Source organism: Acinetobacter sp. XS-4, assembly GCF_023920705.1.
In the GTDB taxonomy this organism is placed as follows: Bacteria; Pseudomonadota; Gammaproteobacteria; order Pseudomonadales; family Moraxellaceae; genus Acinetobacter.
Genome location: NZ_CP094657.1, coordinates 3,381,958 through 3,395,195, shown reverse-complemented (window position 1 = coordinate 3,395,195; position 13,238 = coordinate 3,381,958). Strand labels below are relative to the sequence as shown.

Annotated in this window: 9 protein-coding genes and 1 pseudogene; 3 read left to right on the top strand and 7 right to left on the bottom strand. The window is 31.2% G+C overall.

What is annotated here, in order from left to right:
* Nucleotides 1-12: 12 nt before the first annotated feature.
* Together MMY79_RS15760 and MMY79_RS15755 are read right to left on the bottom strand one after the other, a co-directional pair.
* Nucleotides 13-762 carry a CatB-related O-acetyltransferase gene (locus tag MMY79_RS15760; RefSeq protein ID WP_252610106.1) on the bottom strand — a complete coding sequence of 250 codons (750 nt, stop codon included), beginning with the start codon at nucleotides 760-762 and terminating at the stop codon, nucleotides 13-15.
* Between the two features lie 44 nt (nucleotides 763-806).
* Nucleotides 807-2,465, bottom strand: a complete 1,659-nt coding sequence (locus MMY79_RS15755) for a poly alpha-glucosyltransferase (protein ID WP_252610104.1) — start codon at nucleotides 2,463-2,465, stop codon at nucleotides 807-809.
* Between the two features lie 742 nt (nucleotides 2,466-3,207).
* Here MMY79_RS15755 and MMY79_RS15750 point away from each other — a divergent pair.
* A pseudogene (locus MMY79_RS15750) lies at nucleotides 3,208-3,832 on the top strand (hypothetical protein).
* A 625-nt stretch (nucleotides 3,833-4,457) separates the two neighbouring features.
* Entirely contained in the window at nucleotides 4,458-4,865 is a 408-nt protein-coding gene (locus tag MMY79_RS15745; protein WP_354669033.1) for a hypothetical protein, read from the top strand.
* 90 nt (nucleotides 4,866-4,955) lie between these two features.
* Here the strand turns inward: MMY79_RS15745 and MMY79_RS15740 are convergent, their stop codons facing one another.
* Both MMY79_RS15740 and MMY79_RS15735 read right to left on the bottom strand, forming a co-directional pair.
* Nucleotides 4,956-5,330, bottom strand: a complete 375-nt coding sequence (locus tag MMY79_RS15740; protein ID WP_252610100.1) for a hypothetical protein — start codon at nucleotides 5,328-5,330, stop codon at nucleotides 4,956-4,958.
* Nucleotides 5,331-5,918: 588 nt separating this feature from the next.
* Complete coding sequence (locus tag MMY79_RS15735) at nucleotides 5,919-6,506, bottom strand: recombinase family protein (RefSeq protein WP_252610099.1); 588 nt, start codon at nucleotides 6,504-6,506, stop codon at nucleotides 5,919-5,921.
* An 835-nt stretch (nucleotides 6,507-7,341) separates the two neighbouring features.
* Here MMY79_RS15735 and MMY79_RS15730 point away from each other — a divergent pair.
* Nucleotides 7,342-7,920 (top strand): recombinase family protein, encoded by a 579-nt coding sequence (locus tag MMY79_RS15730; RefSeq protein ID WP_252610098.1) that lies wholly within the window; start codon nucleotides 7,342-7,344, stop codon nucleotides 7,918-7,920.
* Between the two features lie 689 nt (nucleotides 7,921-8,609).
* Here the strand turns inward: MMY79_RS15730 and MMY79_RS15725 are convergent.
* The 3 genes from MMY79_RS15725 to MMY79_RS15715 all read right to left on the bottom strand — a co-directional run bounded on the left by MMY79_RS15725 (nucleotide 8,610) and on the right by MMY79_RS15715 (nucleotide 13,054).
* A complete protein-coding gene (locus MMY79_RS15725; RefSeq protein ID WP_252610096.1) occupies nucleotides 8,610-9,893 on the bottom strand; it encodes a ribonucleotide-diphosphate reductase subunit beta in 1,284 nt (427 codons plus the stop codon).
* A 138-nt stretch (nucleotides 9,894-10,031) separates the two neighbouring features.
* Nucleotides 10,032-10,166, bottom strand: a complete 135-nt coding sequence (locus MMY79_RS15720) for a hypothetical protein (RefSeq protein ID WP_016139143.1) — start codon at nucleotides 10,164-10,166, stop codon at nucleotides 10,032-10,034.
* 56 nt (nucleotides 10,167-10,222) lie between these two features.
* Nucleotides 10,223-13,054 carry a ribonucleoside-diphosphate reductase subunit alpha gene (locus MMY79_RS15715; RefSeq protein WP_252610095.1) on the bottom strand — a complete coding sequence of 944 codons (2,832 nt, stop codon included), beginning with the start codon at nucleotides 13,052-13,054 and terminating at the stop codon, nucleotides 10,223-10,225.
* Between the last annotated feature and the right edge of the window lie 184 nt (nucleotides 13,055-13,238).

Sequence of the window (13,238 nt, the reverse complement as noted above, 5' to 3'; positions counted from 1 at the left end):
GATTTTTTTGCTTTAAGATGGTTGAAGTAAATCATTTTTTGTAAAAATTGGTGGGTGATATTCATTTAATTTTTCCACATAAATTCTTTTTTCTAAATTATTTATGAAATCAGATGGGGCTGTAAAATTTAGACCTTTTAAATCATTTTTATGAAATCTCCACCATTTTAAGTGCATTAATTCTTTAATGACTGTATCTTCGAATCTTTTACGAATTAATTTGGCAGGATTACCACCCACAATAGTATATGGTTCTACATTCTTTGTAATAACACTATTAGAAGCAATTATTGCGCCATCACCAATTGTAATGTTATTTTTTAAAACAACATCAGCTCCAATCCAAACATCATTTCCGATAGTAACATTACGCCGACTTCTATAATTATGGGTGACTAATGCTGGATCAGTATCATGATAGTCCTCACTATAAAAGTGCGGTGAAGTAGAAATCCACTCGGGAAAGTGGTGAGCACCCATAATTTTGATATTACTTGCTAGACTACAATAGCGGCCAATAGATATTCCATAGTTAAGATTAGAAGATGAGTATGAGAAGGCACCAATTGTACAAAGGCTTAGAACAGAATTATAAAAATTATTATGTCCTTCAAGTTTCAAATCATTATTTAGTGTAATAAGCTTATGTGGATTTTTTTTAAGGAAAAACATATTTATATTAAGTCGACTAAGACTCTTTTCAATTTTAAAAAACTCAACATTTGTAGTTTCATTTGATAAAGTAAATATTTCATTATTCATAAAAATACCTTTAATTACATTATTAAATAATTTTAGATTTGAAACTAATCTTTGAAGTGTAAATAATAGGCAATGTAACCTGATAAATTATGTTCTTGATCATCAATTCGAGCACGAAAACGATCATGTCTTACATAAAAAGAATTTAATATAGACTTGGGATTTTTCATATACATGGCAACTTCTGGATAGAAGAAACCTGTGCGTTGAAATTCAGCACGTAACTGAATAAGAGATTTTAATTCTTCGAATTTAGAAGATTTAAATAGATTTTCATGACCTTGTATATTTAGACGATTTACCATTTTATAAGCAGACATCATCATCTCAAGGAAAGTAGCATATACTGTTTTACGATTTTTAATGAAGTTCATATGATTTAAATAGTTGTTGATACCAAACTGATAGTATTTAACTTCTGGACATACTACTGTTAATTCATTCGTACAATAACTTAACCAATGATCATGATATTTTTCATATGAATTAGATATGAAGTTATCAAACATTAACTTAACAGTATCTAAAAGAACTTTGTTATTATTTAACTGATAAAGCCTTAAGAGTGCCAGTGCAGCTTCACCATCATAATAAACAATTCTAAATTTTTCTTTAATAGACAAGGATGGGTATTCCAAAATATGAGTGGTTTTTCCTGTTTTATCAATCATTTGAAGAATTCCATTTGCTATTTTTTCTGCATATTCTAGATATTTTTTATTTTTAGTAATTTCCTGATATTTTGTTAACATTAAAATAGTAGCTGCATTCGCACCAAGCTTGATCTCATAATTATTGTCATTTCCATCAATCATATGAGCTGTATCTTCATCTATTAATTTATAAAAATTTTTGATGCTATACTCAATAGCTAAGTGAATTTTAGACCAATATTGATTGTTTTCTTCAATCTCAAAAGTTTCTAAAAGTGAATAAATTGAAGTGCAATGCCGTATTGTATTGTAGCTTTTAATTTCATTATTAAATGCAGGGAAATAGCCGTAGATAAATTTCCCATCTTCTAAAATTTGACTGGTTAGGAAACTAGCATTTTTATTAATTATTTCTTTAATATGAGATTTATCATTTTTATCAATGAACCTAACCCCATTTTCACAACCTCCACTTTGAAGTTTAATAAATTTACCATTTTCGTAAAATACACTTTCAGTTTCAAAAAGCCATACATCATTAATTTTACTAATTTCTAATTCTTTTTGAATAGAAGGATATTTTTTCTTGATTGCATTATTTAAATTTTTTTGGTCAATGAAATTTTTTTGATCGTATGAAATTCCTCGTATGATTGCATTCCCATAAATTTCTTGCTCTAAAAAACATATATTGAAATCTTTATCAAAACTAATACCTTTCCTAAAATGATTATTATGCTTTTGATTAGATATATCATTGGTAACATCAGTCCAAGTTTTTTTTTCTATTTGAGTTGCAATGTCAATTTTTATATAGGCTAGATAACGTTTATCTCTAAGAAAAATTTTTTCTAAAAAGTTATTTATTTTTTTTTGCAATTTTTGCATGTCAGAACTAGCGATTGAAAAAACTTTACAACGTTGATCTAGGCAACCATATGATATAAAAACTATTTTTTTATCAGAGTCTGTCTGATCATTTAGTGATATCCATTCACTGATCTGATTCTTTAAATTACTTAAATCTAAATATTTCAATTGATGTAGCATATTACGACCTAATTAAGTTAATCTTGGCTGGAAAACAATTAAATTGTTTTAATCCCTTTTTTAAAAAATAATAGAGTGATATTTAATTCTATTTGTTATTGTATTTGTTTTTTTGTGGTACTAGAAGTGATTTTAAGATTTGAGTTGTGTTTAAAATTATTTGAAAATTAATTCATATGTTTTAATTTAAGTGTAGTTTAAAACATAATTTATATTTTAAGTTTTAGTGTAATCTAACTTAATTTTTTAATAAAACTAAATAAATTATATATTTCAATATTGCTGAATTTTTTTGTTGTTGTGTTAATTAATCTTGGTTGTTAATTTAATTATCTAAAGTTTATTTGAATTAAAATGGTTAATTATGAAAAAAATAATTTCTTTATTGATGTTGTTAGCTGCTAATCATAGTTTTGCTGAAACAGTTAGTATAGATTTAACAAATGGAAACTTTATTGGAAATGATGCATATAAAGTTGTTACTTCGACTCAAGAACAATGTACACAATTGGATAACTCGGGAATCGGGAGAACAGTTTGGGTTGAAGTAAATTTAAATGGTTACTCATATAAAGAATGCATACGATATTATTCTGCCGGATTACTCGAAAATCAAACCAATAATAGAGCAATTGCATATTTTTCTGGAGATGTAGCAATTGTAGGAGGGAAAGCACCTGCATCATATACTGACAAAAAACCACAGGACAAAGTTAATGAAGCAGTCGTTAAGTCAACAGAGTTGTATAATTTCCCATATATTTTTGTAGCTCGTCCAGGGATTTATGGATCATCTGGTGTACATAATGGTGCTAGAAAGCCATTGGAATCTTTATTAATGTCTGAAGCATTAAATAAAATTAAGCAAAGACATCAAATCCTTAATTATGTGTTAGTTGGGCATAGTGGTGGTGGTCATATTGTATCAGCCTTATTGTCAAAAAGGACTGATATATTATGTGCTATCCCAAGTTCAGCCCCTTCATCACCAAAAATATTGGCTGAAGCATTGGGAAAGACGCCTGATCCAAGACTATTTGAAACTGTAGATGCAATAACAGCACTTACACCTAAGCACCCAGCGAATAGAGTATTTGTAGTAGGGGATTTAAATGACAGTATTGTGCCTTGGGTTTCTCAAAAAGTACTTCATGACAAGTTGATTCAATTATCTTGGGCGTCAAATATCATAAATTTACAAGCAATTGACGGATCTCATCATGATGTGGCTGAGAAAGCTACCAAGATCGCGGGGATGTGTGCAAGGGGATTGCCAACCTTAAATATTCTTGACCAAGCAGGAAATTTATAAGCGTATTTTTTATTTGCTTACAACAATAAAAGTACTATCGTTATATCACTCATAGGAATCACTTTTACGCGAATACTAAAAGATTAGCTTACTTTGAATCTATCAAATGATCTATTTAATTGTTTATTGCTTAAATATAAGTTTTATAAATGAAATGAAAATTGAGATGAGAAGGAATATAGCTATAAAAATTATAAACTCTGAACAATAAGTTGTGAGAGTATTCTATCTTTAAAATTTTTTATAATGTTTGAAATTTAAGTATTTAAAACATAATTTTAAAACATTTTTTTAGATATGAATAGTCTTAGTGTATGTAAAATAAAGATAATTTTAAAAATAGGAATTTTTTTTTTGAACTTAATTAATTCGTAATTGATAATGATGAGTTCTCATGTGAATATAATTTTGAGGATATTTATTATACAACTATCCTCGTATTTCAGGTTTGAGTGATATTCACTAAGTCCACAACCTTACAGGATGTGGACTCTTCTTAATTAATAAAGAACTTAAAGTCATATTGATTTCTTTTATCTTAATTCAGAAGTATAAAGTTAAATTTTACTTAAACTTATTGGGATATATCTATTATTAACAATCCTAATTCTATAAATTTTAATTTAAGATGGATTCTATAAAAATGGATGTTTATGTATTTAACATGAGGATTAAAATTAGTGAAGAATTTAATTCTAACTCAAATCGTATTTTCATTAACAGTAATCTTAGCTGGATGTGTGAATCAGCCGTATGGTCATCAATCTGTTTATTCACCTGCTTCCATTAATACAATTGCTAGTCATAAATTGTACTTAATAGCCGAAAAATCAGGTCATCCTAGCTTAGGTACGGGTGAGGTCACAGCAGATAAAGCTACTCAATATGCAAGTAATCATAAGAAGACAGTGATTTGTGATAAACATCATTACTATGCTGCGAGTAATGTTAGTAGCGATGTGAAACAGACAAAGATTACTTTAGTAAGTGGTGAGGAGATTAATGTCTCTAAATCGTGTTGGGTAGAGGATGCAAACCCAAAAAATTCAATTTATGTTTCTAAATCATCTGTTAGTCATAGTTTTTGATAATTAAGTACATAGTGGAGATTAAGCCTTAGTAGTTTAGTCTCCTTATAATTTATTTAAATGATTTCAATAAAATTCTCTTTAAAAAGATTAATTATTTAAATTAAAGCAATTAATTGAAGTGATACCCTGAAAATAATTTTTATATAACTCTATATTGAGATCTATCAAATTATTTCTTTCAATTTCTATTAAGTAGACCTTGTTACTATTTACTTCCTTTTGGCTTAAAATGTACTCTATTATTGTACCTATTTCTATTTTTTTATCTAAATTTAATTTTACTATAAAAACGAAAAACCCTATTTCTTTCATTCTTTTTGCATAGAAAGTAGCATAAGCTCTTGTATTTTTTATTAAACCTGTATCAAAAATAATAATTGTTGGAAAAGGTCCAATTCCTTTAGGAATATAAATCTCAGCTGTTGCTGAGTCTATTGAGGAATTCCAGAAAATATCATTCATATCAAGGATTTATCTTATTTTAAAATAAATAAATTTTCATAATAATGCTTGAAAACATTAAACTATTTTATTAAAACTGAAATTTATAAATCTTAAATGGTTAAATTGTTAAGCTAACATTTGAAATACATTGGTACTATCAAGATTTTATTGAAAGTTAATTTAATTTATTTCATGGAAACAACTTTACGTTGTAAATATAATATAATCAATAGCAGATGCACATAAATTATATTTTTATATAAAATCTTCTTTATAACCAATTGAAAATAAATCGTTTTTAGACTTATAAAATTAATTATCCCTAGTTTAATTGAGAAGAGTAATGATAATAAAAGATACTTTTAAAGTTATATGGTAAAAGTAACTGAATATAGAGCTACTATGAATCATATAGATTAAATTTTAAGCACAACAAATATTCTAAATATATGTATATATATCAATATCTTATTGATTAAGGTTTAATATTCAATATTTCTGTAATTCATATTCTATAGAGGCTTAACCCTTATTAATAAAATGTATTTCATTACTATCCCTTTTATATTATTCCATATGTATTTAATAGGTTTGAAATTTAAATAATTACAATACATTACTCTTTGTGGCATTGTTTAAAATTCTTTGAATTACAGTTCTTGTAACTGAAAATTCTTTAGCAAGTGAATATACGCTATAACCCTTTTTGAACAATTCAATCACTCTATTTTTTTGTTCATTATTTAATATTTCCGGCCTACCAACCTTTCTTGTTGGTTTCTGATCTTTGAACTTCTTATTGTCAGACTTGAACAACTTCTCAAATTCAGCTGATAATTTGAGAAAATGAAGGAAGAAAATTTTCAAGTCACCATTAATTTCATTTTTAGAATAATCTAAGCATATCAGTCGGATTTTTTTTTGATCAATTTTATCAACTATACCTAAAATTTCTTCAAAACTATTACCTAAGCAATCCATGCTTTTTATCACTAAAATATCGCCTTCTTCTAACGAATAACTTATTAAGTTAAGAAATTTATCTCTATAAATAATAGATTTATCAACAGATACTTCTTCTACTACTAATCTATTCTTTTGAATTTTATAACCATACTCACTGAAAAAGGAGATATATCTAGAAAATTCAAATTGTAAATTAGGATCTATTCTAACATAGGCATATGTACGCATATTAAAAACACCAAAATTAAACAAAAACAAAACAAATCTTAGCATCTTATTTTTTTAAAAAAAACATGAACTAAATCACAAAAGTGTACTATACAGTGTTTAAAACATATTAATTAAATACATAGTTGAAGTTTAACTGTTCATTAAATTTTTTGTTCATCATTATTATATTAGTTAATAATTTTATTAGTTTTTTAGGAGTGTTTTTTTTCATCTTTAATTACCTCATTACTTAAGCATTTCTGAATTTAATATTAATCTAATGTTAAAATCTAGTTTTATTTTTTTACTAGATTAATTCGAATATACATAACATAACAAAATAGCGTGTGGGCAATCGGGTAAATCTTTTTGTTTTTTGTATCTTATTGATATTGTTTGTTTTTTTAATTGTTTTTATTTTGTTTTTAGCTATATGTTTAAATTTATTAAAAATAAAAAACATGGTTTTAAAACATCTTTGTAGAATGATTGTTAAAATTTATAATTTTAAATTTTTATTAATATTTAAAATATATATGGTTTTAATTTTTTAGTATTTAGTCATATTTATAATGTTATTTTATTAATTTTTGAAATTTGAACTTTAAAGTTAAAATAATTTCACTGGAATTTATTAATCTTTATATAATATTTTTAAATATTATATTTTTAATTGTTGTGATGGTTGGAGTTTGAAATAGTAGAAATATGGAAATAATTACACTATTATAAAAGAATGAAATTAATAAACTAATTATATAACAAACAATAAGTGAAGATCTAAAAGTATATTTCGGTTTTAATTTACTTTGGTATACACACTTCACATAATTTCAAGGAGTGGAAGGGGAGCATGCGTACTTATGCCTATATGCGAATTAACTCTAATCTTGAAGATTCGGAAAAAGAATCCTTTGTTTCTTTACTGGCAAGCTTTAATCGTAAAGTTCACTCCAATAGAGTCATTTTCGAATTTGTGTCAGTAGATAAATCTATTGCTATACGGAATATTTTTTTTAATCTAATTAATTATTCCTTAGAAGAGGGTGACTTTCTAATTGTTAAAGGCATTGACTGTTTAGGAAATAGTTTTGAAGAAATATTATCTACAATTACTTTAATTGAAAAAAAGAAAATTAAATTAATTATATTGGATTATGCTAATAGTGAGTTGAAAGAAGATATTAAAAATAACTTTATCCATTTTATTGAAATTGGCATTGGTTTTGAAAAACTTTTTTTAGCTGATCAAGCTACACAAAAAAATTATAGATTATCTAAAAAGGTAGGTAGACCTGAAAAATTAACCAATGATCAAAAACAGGATGTTATTAATAAATTTAAAAAAGGATTTAGTGTGTATTCGTTAGCTAAGGACCTTGCTGTCTCAAGAACTGTGATACAAAGAATAATTGAAAGATCAAATGAGTAATTGTTAATATTTAATACTACATTAAAGTGATTTCTTTTAGTTGTTTTTTTGTGTATTAAATTATGTTTTATTTTTTAATTTAATAAGTATTAAATTAAAAAATAATTTTAAAATTAAATTCATATTGATATTTTTATTGATATTGTTGTATATGTTTTATAAAGTAATTTTAATTTATTGAAAGTTATATTAGATAGCTATGTAGTTGATTTTATGGTCTGGTAAAATTAAATATGGATATGAATATTGATTTAGAGAAATGGAGATGCTCTATATGTAATGGTTTTGTTGTTGTTGATCATTCAAAAATTCAGAAAGAAGATTCTGTGCAGTTTGTATATAGACGAATAACTAATAATGATTCTATTTATTTTATTTATAGAGTGGGTTTAGTCATTAGCCGAAAGGAAAAATTATTAACTATTAAATATAAGAATAGACTGTATAAAGTTCTCGATAGTGATACTTACCCAATAGCTGCTCCAGCTCTTATTGTCTACAATATGTTTTGGATTTGTGGTTGTTAGTGTCTAAATATTAAAAATGCTTATTTTTGTCTAGTTGAAATTCCTATAAATTTTTAATTCCTATATTTTGATTTTATCTGCCGTTTTGTGTGTTTTAATGAATTATATTTTAAATAAAAAACCGCTATTTATAGCGGTTTTTTATTTAGTAGATGCTTAAACTTACCAGCTTAATGCACCACCAGTTTGGTAGTCAGTTACGCGAGTTTCAAAGAAGTTTTTCTCTTTACGTAAGTCCATCATCTCAGACATCCATGCAAATGGATTCGTTACACCAGCAAATTGCTCTGGTAAACCTAACTGAGATAAACGGCGGTTACAGATGAATTTCAAATATTCTTCCATCATGCTTGCGTTCATACCTAATACACCGCGTGGCATTGTGTCACGTGCATATTCGATTTCAAGCATTGTGCCTTCAACAATCATTTGAACCACTTCTTGTTGGAACTCAGTGCTCCAAAGGTGAGGGTTCTCAATCTTGATTTGGTTAATCATGTCGATACCAAAGTTCAAGTGCATAGACTCATCACGCAAGATGTATTGGAATTGCTCAGCAACACCGTTCATCTTGTTACGACGACCCATACTCAAAATTTGAGTAAAGCCACAGTAGAAGAAGATCCCTTCAAGAACACAGTAGAATGCAATCAGGTTACGAAGTAAACGCTGGTCGTTTTCAGGTGTGCCTGTGTGGAAATTAGGGTCAGTTAAAGATTGAGTATATTTCAATCCCCATGCTGCTTTACGCGCAACAGATGGAACTTCACGGTACATGTTGAAGACTTCGCCTTCATCCATACCTAAAGATTCGATACAGTATTGGTAAGCGTGAGTATGAATTGCTTCTTCAAATGCTTGACGCAAAATGTACTGACGGCATTCAGGGTTAGTAATGTGGCGGTAAATTGCCAATACAAGGTTGTTTGCAACCAAAGAGTCCGCAGTCGAGAAGAAACCTAAAGAACGCATAACAATCGTACGCTCGTCTTCAGTTAAGCCGTTTTCAGACTTCCAAAGTGCGATGTCGAGGTTCATGTTTACTTCTTGCGGCATCCAGTGGTTTGCACACCCGTCAAGATACTTCTGCCAAGCCCACTCATATTTAAATGGAACAAGCTGGTTCAAGTCCGCACGACAGTTAATCATTGCTTTGTCGTCAACTTGAACACGTTGCGCACCCATTTCTAGCTCTTCAAGGCCAGGGGCAACGTCTAAGTGTTCTAAGGCTGCAGAGGCTCTAGCCACCGTATCGGAGGCAACTGTTGGTCGCACGGAATGGGTTCCAGCGGATTGTGGAGCTGCCACGCTCTGCGATGATGACTGCGCAGCAGATACATTCTGCGAATCAGGCGTTTTTTCCGGTTGGATGGGCGCAGACTTGTGTTCAGGTGCAGCCGGTTTTTGCGAATCATCTTCAAAATCGTCCCAACTAAGGATAGACATTTTTGTTCTCTCTTCGTTGTGTATATCTATATTTGACATCTCTTAAACGAAGATGTCCCTACTATACGCTTTTAATGTGTAAACAAAATTAAGTTTTATTGATGCATGACCAAATTTTGGGCCTCTGGTCTCTACTCACTACAACTTATTTTGCTTACGCTGTTGCTTACGTATTGTGAAAAATGCGTAAATCAGTGGTATATAAAAGAAAAGAAAGGCAAAGATTAAAACTCCAACACCAAGCATATAGTTATGGCTGAGATGAGAAAGCATAATCTTTACCTCTTTTAAAATTGCTCTTTAGTGAAAAAGAGCAATTTTATTGAATGTTATTGGCAAGCTTCACAATCAGGATTGTCGATTGAACAAGCCATTGGAACTGGAGCTGCTTGAGTAAACCCATCTTCTTCAACAGCTTCTGGTTTCTTCGCTTCTACAACAGGGGCAGCAACTACCGCCGCTTCAACAGTCGCAGGTTTAACTGCGTTTAAAGCACCTGTGTTGATTGTAGATTTTTCAGCAGAAGTTGCGCCTAAAGCTCGGAGGTAATAAGTCGTTTTAAGACCACGTAACCATGCCATCTTGTAAGTGATGTCAAGTTTCTTACCATTTGCACCAGCAATGTAAAGGTTAAGCGACTGAGCTTGATCAATCCATTTTTGACGGCGTGATGCAGCATCAACGATCCAGCGTGTATCTACTTCAAACGCAGTAGCAAAGATTGCTTTTAATTCTTCAGGAATACGAGCAATTTTTTGTACTGAACCTTCAAAGTGTTTCAAGTCATTAACCATCACTGTGTCCCAAAGACCACGATCTTTTAATGCACGAACGAGGTAAGGGTTAATTACAGTGAACTCACCAGACAAGTTAGATTTCACATATAAGTTCTGGAATGTTGGCTCAATAGACTGAGAAACACCACAAATATTAGAGATGGTTGCAGTAGGAGCAATCGCCATTACGTTTGAGTTACGCATACCGTCTTTTTGAACTTTTGCACGTAAAGTGTCCCAGTCTAAACGTTGAGTACGGTCAACTTCGAACATGCGCTCTGGACGAGATTTTGCAACAATTTCTAAAGAATCGATTGGAAGGATGCCTTGATCCCACAATGAACCTTTGAATGTTGAGTAAGAACCACGTTCAACAGCCAAGTTGCTTGAAGTTTCAATCGCGTAGTAGCTAATCACTTCCATTGATTCATCAGCAAAATCAATAGCAGCATCTGAACCATAAGCGATGTTCATTTCATATAGAGCATCTTGGAAGCCCATGATACCCATACCCACTGGGCGGTGTTTTAAGTTCGAATTTTTCGCTTGTGGCACAGCGTAGTAGTTAATGTCGATAACGTTATCGAGCATGCGTACTGCTGTTTTAATAGTGCGAGCTAACTTCTCACGGTCTAACACACCACCTTGAACGTGTTGTACAAGGTTGATTGAGCCCAAGTTACATACTGCAATTTCATCTTGATTTGTATTCAAGGTAATTTCAGTACATAAGTTAGATGAGTGAACTACACCAACATGTTGTTGTGGTGAACGTAAGTTACATACATCTTTGAATGTAATCCACGGGTGACCAGTTTCAAACAACATAGAAAGCATTTTGCGCCATAAGTCTTTAGCACGTACTTTCTTGTGTAGCATGTTAGTTTCTTTCGCTACAGACTCATAGTAAGCATAACGCTCAGCAAATTCAGCACCAGTTAAGTCGTGCAAGTCTGGAGTTTCAGAAGGCGTAAATAATGTCCATTCACCATCTTCAAATACACGTTGCATAAACAAATCTGGAACCCAGTTCGCAGTGTTCATGTCGTGTGTACGGCGACGGTCATCACCAGTGTTTTTACGAAGTTCTAAAAACTCTTCGATATCTAAGTGCCAAGTTTCTAAGTATGCACACACGGCACCTTTACGCTTACCCCCTTGGTTTACTGCAACCGCTGTATCGTTCGCAACTTTCAAGAATGGAACTACACCCTGAGACTTACCGTTTGTACCCTTAATATAAGAGTTCAATGCACGTACAGGTGTCCAGTCATTACCTAAACCACCAGCCCATTTAGAAAGCATTGCATTGTCACGCATTGCGCCATAAATGTCATAGAGATCATCGCCAATTGTTGTTAAGTAACAACTAGAAAGCTGTGGACGTAATGTACCTGAGTTAAACAGGGTAGGCGTAGAAGCCATGTAGTCGAAGCTAGACAATAAGTTGTAGAACTCAATTGCACGTTCTTCTTTATCTTGCTCATTTAAGGTAAGACCCATCGACACACGCATAAAGAATAATTGCGGTAATTCGAAGCGAACGCCATTTGAGTGAATGAAGTAACGGTCAAATAAAGTCTGTAAACCTAAATAGGTAAACTGATTAGAACGTTCTGGCTGAATTGCTGCTGCCAGTTTCTCTAAATCGAAATCAAGTAAGTCTGGTGAAAGCAAATCAAGCTCTACACCTTTTTTCAAAAAGGCTTCGAGTGCAGTGTTTTCAGGAGTATCTGTAGGTAAGCCTAAGAACGCTAAACCTGTGCTCACTAATTCACTAGAAAGCAAACGTGCAGTCACGTAAGTATAGTTTGGTTCTTGCTCAATACGAGTACGTGTTGCCATCATCATCGTAGTGGCAATATCACTTTCTTTTACGCCGTTATATAAGTTCTTAACGGTTTCATCGACAATAGCCTGAACATCAATACCTTCCAAACCTTCAGCTGCTTTAGCAATAGTTGCTTGCAATGCACTTAAATCAAGTGGCTGAAGCTGACCGTTTGTATCGGTCACTTGTAACGTAGGGTGGTGGTTTGAGTTCGTTTGCTGACGAGCAGTCGTACGTTGTTCGCGGTAAATTACGTAAGCGCGGGCAACTTTCTGTTCTCCGGTACGCATTAAAGCAAGTTCAACCTGATCTTGAATTTCTTCAATATGGATCGTACCGCCCGATGGTAAACGGCGAGTGAAAGTATTTAATACCATTTCCGTCAGTTGGGTAATACGGTCGTGAATACGGCTTGAATCCGAACTCTGTTGACCTTCCACAGCAAGAAAAGCTTTACCAATCGCAACAGAAATTTTCTCTGCATCAAATGCAGCAACATCTCCAGTGCGTTTGATCACCTGAATTTGACCGGGAGTCGAAGTAATTACGCTCATGCAGCATAGCTCCATTGTCACTTTTGTTATGTTTATAGACCGTTTGAACCGAGCAAAAAGTATGCCACGATGTTTGAGGGATAAACACAAGACTTAGTAGTTAAAGTTTATTTTGAACACAAGATACGGGATTTTTCATAGCAGATCAATCTTGACTTTTTAGTAATTTTTTATCTGTATGATT

Excerpts from the sequence above, each read along its gene's own strand:
- MMY79_RS15760 (WP_252610106.1), bottom strand. The coding sequence starts at position 762 with ATGAATAATGAAATATTTACTTTATCAAATGAAACTACAAATGTTGAG.
- MMY79_RS15755 (WP_252610104.1), bottom strand. The coding sequence starts at position 2,465 with ATGCTACATCAATTGAAATATTTAGATTTAAGTAATTTAAAGAATCAG.
- MMY79_RS15740 (WP_252610100.1), bottom strand. The coding sequence starts at position 5,330 with ATGAATGATATTTTCTGGAATTCCTCAATAGACTCAGCAACAGCTGAG.
- MMY79_RS15735 (WP_252610099.1), bottom strand. The coding sequence starts at position 6,506 with ATGCGTACATATGCCTATGTTAGAATAGATCCTAATTTACAATTTGAA.
- MMY79_RS15730 (WP_252610098.1), top strand. The coding sequence starts at position 7,342 with ATGCGTACTTATGCCTATATGCGAATTAACTCTAATCTTGAAGATTCG.
- MMY79_RS15725 (WP_252610096.1), bottom strand. The coding sequence starts at position 9,893 with ATGTCTATCCTTAGTTGGGACGATTTTGAAGATGATTCGCAAAAACCG.
- MMY79_RS15720 (WP_016139143.1), bottom strand. The coding sequence starts at position 10,166 with ATGCTTTCTCATCTCAGCCATAACTATATGCTTGGTGTTGGAGTTTTA.
- MMY79_RS15715 (WP_252610095.1), bottom strand. The coding sequence starts at position 13,054 with ATGAGCGTAATTACTTCGACTCCCGGTCAAATTCAGGTGATCAAACGC.